The sequence below is a fragment of the Pseudarthrobacter niigatensis genome (assembly GCF_030812615.1).
In the GTDB taxonomy this organism is placed as follows: domain Bacteria; phylum Actinomycetota; class Actinomycetes; order Actinomycetales; family Micrococcaceae; genus Arthrobacter; species Arthrobacter niigatensis.
This window is the reverse complement of the sequence record NZ_JAUSTB010000016.1, coordinates 70,521-82,892: the sequence shown is the minus strand read 5'-3', so window position 1 is coordinate 82,892 and position 12,372 is coordinate 70,521. Positions and strand designations below refer to the sequence as shown.

General features: G+C 62.0%; 7 protein-coding genes and 1 pseudogene. 1 reads left to right on the top strand and 7 read right to left on the bottom strand.

All coding sequences use genetic code 11. The annotated features are described in order from the left end of the window. Positions 1 to 96: 96 nt before the first annotated feature. A pseudogene (locus J2T23_RS19950) lies at positions 97 to 772 on the top strand (ISL3 family transposase); the annotation flags it as partial. Positions 773 to 818: 46 nt separating this feature from the next. Here the strand turns inward: J2T23_RS19950 and J2T23_RS18170 are convergent. The 7 genes from J2T23_RS18170 to J2T23_RS18140 form a co-directional block, all read right to left on the bottom strand. Next, entirely contained in the window at positions 819 to 2,132 is a 1,314-nt protein-coding gene (locus tag J2T23_RS18170) for an O-antigen ligase family protein (protein ID WP_307362268.1), read from the bottom strand. Positions 2,133 to 3,643: 1,511 nt separating this feature from the next. Further along, complete coding sequence (locus tag J2T23_RS18165) at positions 3,644 to 4,501, bottom strand: glycosyltransferase (protein WP_307362266.1); 858 nt, start codon at positions 4,499 to 4,501, stop codon at positions 3,644 to 3,646. Continuing rightward, entirely contained in the window at positions 4,501 to 7,209 is a 2,709-nt protein-coding gene (locus J2T23_RS18160) for a WecB/TagA/CpsF family glycosyltransferase (protein ID WP_503128818.1), read from the bottom strand. Before J2T23_RS18160 ends, J2T23_RS18165 begins: the two co-directional genes overlap by 1 nt. Positions 7,210 to 7,544: 335 nt before the next feature. Next, positions 7,545 to 8,846: a M18 family aminopeptidase gene (locus J2T23_RS18155; RefSeq protein WP_307362262.1), complete on the bottom strand. Its 1,302-nt coding sequence runs from the start codon at positions 8,844 to 8,846 to the stop codon at positions 7,545 to 7,547. Between the two features lie 21 nt (positions 8,847 to 8,867). Then, positions 8,868 to 10,283 carry an amino acid permease gene (locus J2T23_RS18150; protein ID WP_307362261.1) on the bottom strand — a complete coding sequence of 472 codons (1,416 nt, stop codon included), beginning with the start codon at positions 10,281 to 10,283 and terminating at the stop codon, positions 8,868 to 8,870. Between the two features lie 273 nt (positions 10,284 to 10,556). Continuing rightward, positions 10,557 to 11,432 carry an ABC transporter permease gene (locus J2T23_RS18145; RefSeq protein ID WP_370871457.1) on the bottom strand — a complete coding sequence of 292 codons (876 nt, stop codon included), beginning with the start codon at positions 11,430 to 11,432 and terminating at the stop codon, positions 10,557 to 10,559. Then, entirely contained in the window at positions 11,429 to 12,355 is a 927-nt protein-coding gene (locus tag J2T23_RS18140) for an ABC transporter ATP-binding protein (protein ID WP_141158825.1), read from the bottom strand. Before J2T23_RS18140 ends, J2T23_RS18145 begins: the two co-directional genes overlap by 4 nt. Positions 12,356 to 12,372: the final 17 nt, after the last annotated feature.

The following is a 12,372-nucleotide window of genomic DNA, read 5'->3' as shown; positions in this document are numbered from 1 at the left end:
CCCTGGCTAAACTTCTACAACAACCACCGGCCACACGGCAGCCTCGGAGGCAAACCACCGATCAGTAGGTGCAACCAACCTACTGACTGAGTACACCTAGGTGTCGTGGACGGCCGCGACAGTGATGGCGTCGGAGACTGGCTGTTCGCCCGCCCGCTCGAGTGGCGCTTGGGCGGGCAGGTCGTCGCGACCGACCCCTCGGCAGCGTTCCGCAAGGCCTTACGGATGTGACTGCCGCGGACCGCTGTCTCGGTCGACGCGTTTCACCTGGTCAAGCTCGGCAACGACATGCTTACCGAAGTCCGGCAGCGTCTCACTCAGCAGGTCCACGGCCGGCGGGGGGCGCTCCATCGATCCGGTCTGGGCCGACCGGCGGCTGCTCCTGCGCGCCGGGGACTCCCTCTCAGACCGATCCCGGCACAGGCTGGCCACCGACGATGCCACCGGGAAGCTGCAGGCCGCGTGGCTGGTCAAAGAGCAACTCCGGGCCCTGCTCGCCACCGGCTCCCTCGCCGACGCGGCCGCCGCGAAAGACCGGCTGCAGTCACTGGTCGAGAAAGCCGCCCAACCCGAAACGAACCGGCTCTGGCGCACAGTCTGCCGGTGGTGGAAAGAGATCGAAGTCCTCATTGTCACCGGTGCGACAACGGCGAAAGTGGAAGCCAATAACACCGCGATAAAGCACATCAAACGGACAGACCGGGGATTCACCAACGCACGAAACTACAAAACGCGTACCCTGTTGCGCAGTGCCGCCAGAACAGCAACATGAACACCCATCACGGCAGAACATTCACCACGAACCGCGAAGTGCCGATTTACGGGGCTTTCACGGAAGTATCAGAAGTAGTGCCCGCAATTGTCCAAATGGCACCCGCAAGGCCGATAAAGAGGAAGAGGAAGGCAGCAGAAATTGGAAAAGCCAGAGCATCAAAGAAGGCAGCGGTGACTGCCCCGGACAGTACTGATGCGAAGATGCCGTAGCTTACATTTCGAAGCAGGGGGTCAGCAGTTTTCTTTCTCACCCGCAGGCAGCAGAATGCTCCGGCAGCTATAAGGGAAATGAAGGTCAAAAGACCTATAACCCCAGTTTCGATGAATAGACCCAAGTACTGATTATCCAAAATCTGGTACTCCGGCAAAAACGTACCGAATCCGCGACCCAGGGGGGAACCGCGTCCGGCAATATCTAAAGCTACTACAAGGCTGTTTGTGCGGGAGTTGGCACTGCTGTCGTTCCCCAGACCAAGAAATAGTCCTCGGATCGTTCCGATCATTCCTGGTACGAAAAGGTAGGTGGCCAGAAACCCTGCAGTTGCAGCGATCACCGCTAGGACTCTGGCTTTTCTTGTCCAACTCAAGGCCAGAACTGCGAGCCCGATGAAGAGGCCCACAAGGGCAGAGCGGGAGACGGACAACCACCCAGCGAGGGCAATAAGCACCACTGGAGTCCATCGTCTCAACCTGGCCCTTTCAACGTCGTACGTAGCTAAGACGCAGGCTACAGGAAGTGCCATTGATAGAACTGTGGCGTACTCCAACGGATGGGAAGCCGTGGCCGCAGCACGCGTGAATCCGGCTCTGCTCTGAATGTTGTCGAAGGTTGTGTCGGTTGCTAAGCCGGGGATGTTGATCGTTGATACCAATGACTGCCCTGACCACAACTGCGCAAGTCCCAGCAGGGCCATCAAGGACGCGATTAGGACAACTCGTCTACACATCGTCAAAAGCCTGCCCCGATCGGATATGCCATCGCTAGCGACGAGCACAATGCCTGACCAACTTAAAGCCTTGAGTAACCCGCCATCAGCTAGCCCTCCCTCCCTTGTCGGTATCGCACTGAAGGTAGAGAGCGCGTAACTCAACAAGATCGCTGCAAGAAACATGAAGAAAATCAGCCGTACGGGATTAATCCGGGCTGACATCGGGAAAGGCCTCTGTAATTGCACCCAGACCCACCACAGGAGTGCACCTAAGAACAGCAAGGCCCCCGGTTTTCCGGCCGGCCCTAGGGCAGCTATTCCGAGATAAGAAGGCAAGCCACATACGAGTGAAAGCCCTAGGGTGAGCACCGTAGTCGCGTGCCATGCCTTTCCGGGCCCCATCGATGGGAAGACTGTGATCCCTGACATTTTAGTAGTCATCTCAATGAACGCGTTTCAACTCTGCTGTGAGCAGCTGAGGCAGAATACGGTCTACCATGAAAGCTAAACAAGCTGAAAGTACTAGCCCAAACGCAAGAAGGACTGCAAAACCCTTAGCCCGACTTGCGGGAGAACTGCTAACGTCCTGGACCTCTGGCAAACCTGCAGAAGTCGCAACGGCTATAAAGCTCTCGGGACCCGCGCCACTTTCGGACTGCAACTCAAAAGCCGTGCGTTGGATGTTATCAATGACCTCCTGCAGGGTGCGACTTACTTCTTGGCGAGAAATCCCGCTGACTTGAATTGAGAGGACAGGCTTCGAATAACTCACCGCCCACTGACTGCCAGTGTTCGGCAGCGTCACGGAGTATCCATTGAGAATGCCGCTTCCGTAAAGCGTTACGTTGCTCGAGGGCAGCTCCGATGCGTTGCCCCCACTGACCACACGGCTTCTAACAACGCCCGCGAAATCTATCAAAGACGGAGCCAATCCATCGTCAAACGAACCCACTGAAGCGCCACCAGGCCTGACGAAGTAGACTTCCGTTTCCGTCCAGTAGGTCCGACTGCTCTGGGAAAGTGAAGCGCCGATGCCGGCGACGAGGACCAAGCAAGAGGCCACTACGTACCAGCGAGAAATCATAATCCGGATGAGAATACCCATAGTCACAGGCGCTAGCCCCCGACTTCAGTGGACTGCCTCTGTCCGGGTCCCGAATTATTGCCACCTTGAACTCCTCCAATCCGACTGAGGATGCGGGACTTCAACCGCCGTCCACCCATATCAGAACTAGTTTGACCTGTGTCGCTACCACCGTCCGCTGAGTTTCCAGTGGTTCGCGCCAGTAGTCTCCCGTCGACAAACCCAGTTAGCAGAAGTGCGGCTGCTACGCCGCCTCCGGCCGTGGCCAGTACTGCCGTTGTCCGCCCCTTGGCGTCAATTCCAGGTTGTTTGTCGACGACAAGCGTTTCGATGGTAATCCTGGAAGGTGCCGGGACAGACTGAGCATCCTGCAGCTCCGTCAAAGTGGCTGATGCGACTTGCATGACGGCCTTTAGCTCGCCAAGCACCTGTTCGCGGTCTTGTCCCCGAACGGAAACCAAAATAACCGAACCGCTGTTGCTGCGGTCCGGTTCAGCGGTGAAGGTTGCCTTCGGATATGCGTCGAGTACGGGCTTCCGTACCTCTTCGGCGGAAACCTTGGCTGAGACTACGTCGAGGGCTTGTGCCATTCCCCCGAGAAATAGATATGGATTTCCTCCAGGCCCCACGGTTGAGGCCGCAGGCATTAGAAGGAGGCTCCCTTTCGCACTGTAGGTAACCGAAACGGTCTGTAATGTATAAATTGTTGCCCCGGCTGCTAGGACAAGAAATCCCGTCAGTAAATACCAACGTCGAAATAAGCTCCGCAGCATATCAAATAACCACATATTACTCGCCTATCCTAGCAATTTGGTGTTAGCATTTCTCATTCGAGATACAGAGCATCCCAATTTTTTTAACTTCTCAAGGTCCGCAACCAGAGCTTCACCGTGTCAGCGCTGTCTCTGCCTGCCAGTCGCTGGAGCGCATCTTTTGCTTTCAATCTCAGAAACTCCCGCAGGTGCCGCATCCACTGCTTTATTAAGGCGTCCACCAATAAGCTTGTCGTCGAAGGCCGTGCTACGTCACCCAATAGTTCCGGAAACTTGTCCTTCAATTCGATGGGATCGACTCTGCGACCACGTACTCTGTTACTGACGTTCGACCCGTGAATTACTTGCAGCCACGCTGGGGCACCACCATCATGAACGACCTGCATGTTCCGGCCCAGCTGATTGTGCCAGTCCGCCCAGCAAGTATCCGGTTGATTCCAAGATGATAAAACTGAACAGAAAGCATTGCTGGGGTCGGAATGCAAATAGACTTCTGATCCCCTTCGTATAAGCCCGTTCGACAGATATATTGCGTGGCGCTCACCTTCTGCAAGTTTTCGCACGCGGGCCGTGAAGTCGACGGCTAGACCATCATCATTATCCAGGTTTGAAGAAAGCAGTTTAGCTCTCGGATAAGGAAAGAGATGGGAGATGTCAGCCATAAGGTCGACCTTGTCCACCTTCGTGCGTAAGCGCATAGTGAAGGGACGAGTTTGCTTAAGCGCTTCCATACGTTCTATTAGCCACGCAGGGCTTTCCGGATCCAGATAGATCAGCCACTGAAAGCGCTGCTCCGTCTGGTGTTTTACTGACGGCAGGCAATATGTCTCGAACAGTTCAAGGCGCCTGGCAAGCCAACCGTCAGAGGCCCTAATTAGGCTTTCATAGCCTGCCGAGGGGACGTTGAATCTGGTGAGCAGCACCTGATCGACTTCTTCCATTAACCTTGACTCCCTTCACGGCTGCTTTGATCCCGTTCCCACGCACTCATGGAGCGGCGTCGCCGTGGGAGGCGTCCGGAAACCGCAAATGCAGCGTAGACCAGGGCATCCAGGGCGGTCGCCGGACCCTTAATGGATGCAGCAAGTTCCCGCAGCGTCTTGCCTGTGTGGGCTCCGTCCATCCCCCGAAGCTCGGTATTGCCGCGGTACACCCGACAGAGGGTTGAAAGAAGTACTCTGGCAGACCGCGGTGTCCGAACGGTCACCGGCGTACATTCAACGACCACTTTTTCTGAGTCGCTAAAGAGCCTGTCGATATAGCAGTCGTCGGCGGTCAGAGACGGAAACTCACCCAGGCGCTCATGGCCCTCTTGACTCAGCCCGTAAACGCCGGCCCCCCACATCGATGCTGAAGACTGTGGAAGACGGCTGCGGGCCCGGTAGTAGGCCCGGACTGCCCAGGAAGCCCCGGAAGTGTCATAGGCAAAGGCCGGCCGCGCACAAAGCACCCCATTATCCGCGGACAAAGCCTTCAGAGTGGCGTACAACGCCTCCGGGGGAACCTCGATATCGGCGTCCACGTACACCCGGGGCCACCGCACGGCGGCTTCATCGGCGGCATTGAGGGCAGCCACCTTGGAAGCCACAGGCACGTCGATTACCCGCACGCCGGGAACGGCGGCGGCGATGCCCGAAGTCGCGTCGGTGCATCCGTTGCAGGCCACTATGACCTCTACCTGGCCTGTGGCCAGAGGAAGCTTGAGGGCCGCTAGAGTCCTGCCGAGCACGGAAGCCTCGTTGTGTGCAGGAATGATGACCGCCGCGGCCGGAGGATCTTCGGTCACACCACGGGAAGGTTTGTAGGTAACGGCGTGCGGAAGTTCCGCCCACCGGGTCTCCCTGGCAACCAGTCCCAAAATGCCCCGGTGGGCAGGAAGCGGCGCCCGCAGCAAGGCGGATAGAACGACGGCGGCACGGAACACACGCGCGTACCCCAGAGTGTGGAACTTGCGGGCATAGCGGATTCGGTTTGCACTCACTAGGGCGTCGAGCGCCGGCGAGCTTCCCGATCCACCCCTGCCATGGGTCATGGCGGCCACTGGTTCAAACCAAATGGCTGCCCCCAGTTCGCGGACGCGGTGCAGATAGTCCGTCTCCTCGGAATACAGGAAGTAGGTCTCATCCCATTCGCCCACTTCGTCGGCGACATCGGCCCGGATCAGCAGGGCAGCCCCCGTAGCCCACTCAACCCGGTGCGGGTGGGCGTAGCTTTCGGCGTCGAAATCCATCTCTGAAAGCCATCCCGGTCGGCCCGGAAGTCTGCTGCCCAGGGCTGCATCACCGAGCGCCCGCAGAATGCTTGGTTCCCGCCGCAGCGAGGGGTAGAGCGTCCCGTCTTCATTCCGCAAAAGGGGGACGACAACCCCTGCGCCAGTCCTACCCATGGATGCGCGCAGGGCCCTGACAGACCCCGGGTGGAGGCGGAGATCGGGGTTGAGCACCAGATAGGCATCGGCAGTGCCCGCTCGTGCCCGGGCGGCGTTGATCCCGCCGGCGTAGCCCAGGTTTCCCCCGGTGGCGAAGGCTGTCACCTCCGGGTAGTGCTGGAGGCAGACCAAAGTTTCGGGATTGGGCGAATTGTCAGCCACCACCACCTTGATCGACTGCTCCGTAGTTTCCTGCAGCAGGCTTTCAAGCATTCCGCAGACATCGGAACCGTTGTTATAGGTGACCACCAGCGCCGCCACGTCAGCGTACTCGCTGACAGGCGTGAACCCCCGGGGCCTGAAGCTGCGGGTGATAGCGTCGGCCGAGGTTTGCGAAGCAGCCGGAACGGCAGGCACCAGGGCTGTGCTGTGCCTGCGGAGCCGCACGTAAGACTCCGGCCCTTCCAGCAAATACCTTTTGGCGAGCCTCCGCGGCTCGATAGCCAGCCTCCAGGCCCATTCGAGTCCCATACTGCTGACTTGCGCCGGCGCCCGCTGGACATTGCCCGCCAGGAAGTCGACGACGGCCCCAAAGGCCAGGAGGACGTTCGCTCCCGTAAGGTGCCCGTACTCCGCTATCCAGAGTTCCTGACGTGGCTTTCCCAAGCAGACCAAGAGAATGTTGGCTCCCGCAGCACGGATCTCGCTGCACAGTTGGAGCGATCCCCGTCGGTCTGCCAGAACCTCCCGGCCTGGCGCCCACCAGCCCGCCACTTTCAGGAAAGGCTCTTGGGCCTTGAGCCGTGCACCAGCCCGGCGTTGCGCTTCCGCGCTGCCGCCCAGAAATCCGACGGAAAGCCCAAGGTCCGCCGCGGTGGCGAGAATCTGGTCGATCAAGTCGCTCCCCGCCAGACGGGGCCAATGGCGTCCCGTCAGTTCCCCCGCCCTCGAAACCAGCGGAGCACCATCCAGCAGCGTCAGCCATTCCAAGGGAGCGACATCCAGGCTGCCCTCCCACCGGCCGCCCACGCCGAAGTGGTTCAGGTGATCCAGGTTTGCGGACAGCACGCACAAGGGCACTGAACCGGCGCCTGAAGCGCGTCCCATGATGGTCGCAACAGCCTTCTCCCGCCCCATCAGGTCAACGGGTACACCTCCAAGGCACACCCGCGCCGGTCGGCCCTCAGTGACCCCAGCTTCAGCGGCCCGGAAGAAGGAGGACCCGGACAGCTGCCGCTCCCGGGTATGGGCCGGCTTTCTCGGTGCTATCAGGTCTGCCATCCCCAACTTTGGGATATGGCGGGGAAGAACTCGTGGTGCAGATGTCATTCCGGCTCCATGTTCGCGGCACACTCGCGAAGCGGCATGAAGAAGGGCTGCACTCCCCCGACACACCTGCGGGCCGCCTAGACGGCCCTGCTGTCGCTTACCTGGCAATGGCGACACCAGCGGTTATGCGTGAACGGGCCGGAACCTTGGCTCGAATACCCCGCGGGCATCTCCGAATCAACGCTAGGCAGGCCCGGGGAGCCGGACCATACGCCTGCCTCCGACTCTGTGGATACCCGCACGAGCTGTGCGGACATCAATGCGGACGGACAGCAGGCCGGAAGTACCTACACCGCCGTCCCGAAGAACAGCTCCGTGACAACAGCCAGGCGGTACGGATCCTCCACGCCGCACAACTCGCGGGCGGAGTGCATGGACAGCAGCGGCACGCCCACGTCCACGGTCCGGATTCCCAGCCGGGTGGCGGTGAGCGGGCCAATGGTGGAGCCGCAGGGCACCACGTTGTTGGAGACGAACTCCTGGTACGGGACCCCGGCTTCGCCGCAGAGCCGGGCCCAGAACGCGGCGCCGAAGGCGTCCGTGGCGTACCGCTGGTTGGCGTTGATCTTCAGCAGCGGGCCGCCGTTCAGCACGGGATGGTTGGCGGGGTCGTGCCGCTCGGGGTAGTTCGGGTGCACCGCGTGGCCGGCATCGGCAGAGAGGCAGAACGACGCCGCCAGGGCCTGCCGCCGCTGGCTCACCGTCGCGCCCAGGCCGTCAGAGATGCGCACCAGCACGTCCTCAAGGATGGGCCCGCACGCACCGGAGCGGGAGTTGGACCCGATTTCCTCGTGGTCGAAGGCCGCCAGCACTGCGATGGGACCGCCGTCGGCCCGGGAACCGGCGTGGGCGGCCAGCGCCGCCAGGCCTGCATGCGTGGCCGAAAGGTTATCCAGCCGCCCGGATGCGAAGAACTCCCCCTTGCCGCCGAAAACCGCAGGGTCCTGCGTGTCTGCAATGACGACGTCGTACCCGCCAATCTGCGCCGGATCGACGGACGCCCCGGCAACCGACCCCGCCAGCACGCCCAGCAGATCGGAATCCGACGGATTCCCCAGCCCCCACACCGGATTCATGTGCCGCTGTTTGTCCAGCGCCAGCCCCTCGTTCACTGCCCGGTCCAGGTGGATGGCCAGCTGGGGGAAGCGGAGCAGCGGTCCGGTGGCCGTAAGGTGCTCGGTACCGTCCAGCATCACCAGCCGGCCCGCGAGCCGCAGCTCGCGGTCCAGCCAGGAATTCAGCAGCGGGCCGCCGTAGACCTCCACACCCGCCTGAAGCCAGCCGTGGGCTCCGGTGGTGGGCTTGGGCTTGAGCTTGAAGGACGGCGAATCGGTGTGCGCGCCGAGGATGTTGAATCCGGTGGCCGGTCCCGCACCCTCCGGGACCACCCACGCGATCAGCGCGCCGTCGCGGATGATGTAGAACGAACCCGGCCCGCCCTCCCACGGCTCCAGCTCATCCAGGCGCGTGAACCCGGCCTCCGCCAGCCGCCGGCCTCCCTCGTGCGCTGCATGGAAGCTCGACGGCGATGCGCTGACAAAGGCGCCAAGGTCCTGGATGTGGTCTGCGGCAGAGGAAGGCAAAGGCATGGTCCCGAGTCTAGCGCCGCCCTACTCCGCGGGAGCCGGGGCAGCCTCGGCGGCTACGGCGGCTACGGCGGGCTGTGCGTCCGCTGCCGCATCCTTGCGGCGGTACCGGAGGACGCCCACTGCCACCACAACGGCGGCCAGCGCCAGGGAGAGCAGCAGGGACTCACGCGTGGATTCCACGATCACCATGCCGATCAGCAGGGCCACGATGCTTATGATCGCTGCCCAGGTGAGGTATGGGAAGAGCCACATCTTCAGCTGAAGGTCCTTCGCTGCGGCACCCATCCGACGGCGGAGGACCAGCTGCGAGGCGGAGATGACCAGCCACACAAACAGGGCAATGGCACCGGAGGTGTTCACCAGGAAAAGGAACACCGTGTCCGGGGCGATGTAGTTCAGGCCCACGGTGACGAAGCCGACCACGGTGGAGGCGAGCACGGCGGCAGCGGGAACGCCTCGGCGGGAGATGCGGGTCCAGGAGCGCGGGGCGTCGCCGCGGGTGGAGAGGGAGAACAGCATCCGGCTGGCGGTGTAGAGGCCGGAGTTCAGGCAGGAGAGGACCGAGGTCAGCACCACGACGTCCATGATGGTTCCGGCGCCGGGGATGCCGAACAGCTCGATGACCGCCACGTACGGGCTCTTGGCCACGGAAGCGGAGTTCCAGGGAAGCAGGGTGACCACTACGGCGATGGAGCCGATGTAGAAAACCAGGATGCGCCACACGGTGGACTTCACGGCCTTCTTCACGGCGTCCACGGGGTTCTCCGATTCGCCGGCGGCAATGGTGGCGATTTCTGCCCCGAAGAAGGAGAAGACCACCACCAGGATGCCGGCCAGGACGGCTCCCGGACCGTTGGGCATGAAGCCGCCGTTGTCGAGCAGGTTGCTCAGGCCGGGCGCCGGGACACCGGGGATGAGCCCCAGGATGGCGGCAACGCCGAAGATCAGGAACAGGACGATCGCCGCGACCTTGATGGACGCGAACCAGAACTCGAACTCGCCGTAGGACTTCACGGAGCCGAGGTTGGTGAGCGTCAGCAGCACCATGAGGACAAGGGCCCACACCCACTGGTCGATGCCCGGCACCCAGCGGTGCATGATCGCGGCACCCGCTGTGGCTTCAATGCCCAGGACGATGATCCAGAACCAGGCGTAGAGCCAGCCGATGCTGAACCCTGCCCAGCGGCCAAGCGCCTTGTCCGCGTAGGTGGAGAAGGAACCCGTTTCGGGGTTTGCGGCGGCCATCTCACCCAGCATGCGCATCACCAGGATGACCACCAGGCCGGCGGCCGCATACGCCACGAGGATGCCGGGACCGGCCTGCTGGATGGCTGCCCCCGAGCCGACGAAGAGTCCTGCACCGATGACGCCGGCGATGGCGATCATGGACAGGTGCCTGGGTTTCAGGGACTTTGAAAGTTGCTGGTCAGCATGCATGGAAGTGCCGTCCTGTTGGGAAATAGCATGGGTTGGGCGAGGTGCCTTGGTGGTCACCGGCGGACCGTGTGATGCACCACATCGTCGTCTCACCCTAGATCCGCCATTATGCGCCTTGCTTTGTGCAGTCCAACAGATCTGGTTCCTGCCAACAGGACGGCGCTCCAAGCGGAGACCGTCAGGGGCAATAAAAGTTTTCCTCCAGGCATATTTGTAATGTGCCCGAAACCACGCGACCGCCCCGGGCGCGTGGCGGAAACCGGCCCCGCGGGTCTATACGTCCCGGCGCTTCAGCAGCACGGCTGCGAGCAGGACGGGGATAACCACCCAGGCGCCCAGGACCAGTCCCGCCTGCCAGGCCTCCAGGGTATCCGGAACGTGCTGGGCGGCCGTCAAAGGCTCCACGGTGTTGCCGGGCAGGTATTTGCGGGCTTCTTTGAAGAAGTCCCCGGGGATGAGCTGGAACGCAATCGGTGCCACGAAGAAGATGCCCACCAAGCTCATAATGCCGCCGGCCGAATTCCTGATCAGCGTCCCCAGGGCCATCCCGATGGCGGCGACGGCGGCCACATAGATGCTGTTGACCAGAAGGAGCTTCACCGACTGGGAGCTGCCAAGGTCCAGCTTCAGTCCGTAGTTGTCCAGGATAGGCACCGCCACCAGTCCTGCCACCCACGTGGAGGCAGCCGTGACCACGAACGAAGTCACCATGACCACCACCAGCTTGGCACCGAAAGCCGGGAGGCGGCGGGGAACTGCCGCGAAGGTGGACCGTGCCATTCCGGTAGTAAATTCCGAACTCATCAGCAGCACGCCAAGGGAGCCGAGAATCAGCTGGGCGAAGGCGATGCCGGACGTAGGCACGCTGACGGCAAGGTCTCCGCCCTGTGCTGCCATCCGGGCAGCAGCCTGCGGGTCCCGGGTGGCCGCATCGGCGAACTGGCCCGTCCCCCATGCGGACAACGCGCCAAAGCCAACCATCACGACGGCCGTGGAGGCGAGCAGGATCAGGGTCGAAAGAAGGCTGCGGAACTTGATGACTTCCGAGTTGAGCACCCGGATGAAGGTGGGCCCGGGAAGGGAGCGTCCGGCACTGCGCGGATCCGGTCCGGCGGGGGAGGGCATGGATTCAGTGGTCGTGGAGCTCATGAGTGGGCTACCTCCGCAGCGGGCAGGGAGTGGTATTCGACGTCGTCCTTGGTCAGTTCCATATATGCCTCCTCGAGGCTGGCCACAAGGGGCGTGAGTTCATACACCATGACCTGGTTTTCCAGGGCCGTGGCTGCAATGGTCCTGGGATCCAGGCCGGTCACTTCGAGCAGTTCCCGTTCCGGCACCTCAATGGATGCTCCACGGCCGGCCAGGAGCTGGCGCAGGTGGTCGGGCTGGTCGGTGCGGACGCGGACCCGGGACTGGCCCTTCCCGGTGATGATGTCCCGGATGGGGGCATCGGCAATGACGCGGCCGCGGCCAATGACAACCAAGTGGTCCGCCGTCTGTGCCATCTCGCTCATCAGGTGGCTGGAGAGGAACACCGTCCGCCCTTGACCGGCAAGGTACCGCACGAGATTCCGCACCCAGACCACGCCCTCAGGGTCCAGGCCGTTGACGGGTTCATCGAGGATGAGCGTCTGGGGGTCCCCCAGCAGCGCCGCTGCGATGCCCAGGCGCTGACCCATGCCCAGCGAGAATCCGCCGGCTTTCTTGCGCGCTACCGCCTCGAGTCCGGTCATTTCGATGACTTCGTGCACCCTGGCTTTCGGGATGCTGTGGGTGGCGGCCATCGCCAGCAGATGGTTGTAGGCGCTGCGGCTGGTGTGGACGGCTTTGGCATCCAGCAGGGCGCCCACCTCCCGCAGCGGGGCTTTGTGCTGCCCGTAGGGCAGTCCGTTTACGGTCGCTGACCCTGACGTTGGCCGGTCCAGTCCCATGATCATGCGCATGGTGGTGGACTTTCCTGCCCCGTTCGGTCCAAGGAAGCCGGTGACTTGCCCTGCCCTGACGGTGAAACTGACACCGGCCACGGCGGTTTTGTCGCCATAGACCTTTGTCAGCCCGTTTACCTCGATCATGAATCATCCTTTGAACG